Here is a 378-nt window from a genome sequence, read left to right as displayed (position 1 = left end):
AATAATGGTAAACTTATTGATAGTGATAGGCATAAAGCAATTCGGAGGGAATATGCAGGAAGATTATTTAATAGTTATTTTTCTGCTATTATGACCGGTTTTGGAAGTACATTGGGAATAATTGGGGGTGTTTTAGGAATTATCGCTTTTATCAAGAGTTGATTTGTGATCAATAAAGGAGCACTCAACCAATGCCCGTAAATAAGTTAATCCTCGGCGACAACCTCGAAATCCTCAAAACCATAGAGGCGGACAGCATAGACCTTATCTATCTTGACCCGCCGTTTTTCAGCAACCGCAATTATGAAGTTATCTGGGGAGACGCGGGGGAAATCCGCAGTTTTCAGGACAGGTGGTCGGGAGGAATTGACCATTATA

1 pseudogene is annotated in these 378 nt (G+C 40.7%); it reads left to right on the top strand.

Annotated features, from left to right (window positions below):
• Positions 1–191 precede the first annotated feature (191 nt).
• Positions 192–378, top strand: a pseudogene (locus AWU74_RS08760) (hypothetical protein); the annotation flags it as partial.

It is taken from the genome of Treponema endosymbiont of Eucomonympha sp. (genome assembly GCF_001028545.1).
This window is presented reverse-complemented; position numbering and strand designations above follow the sequence as displayed.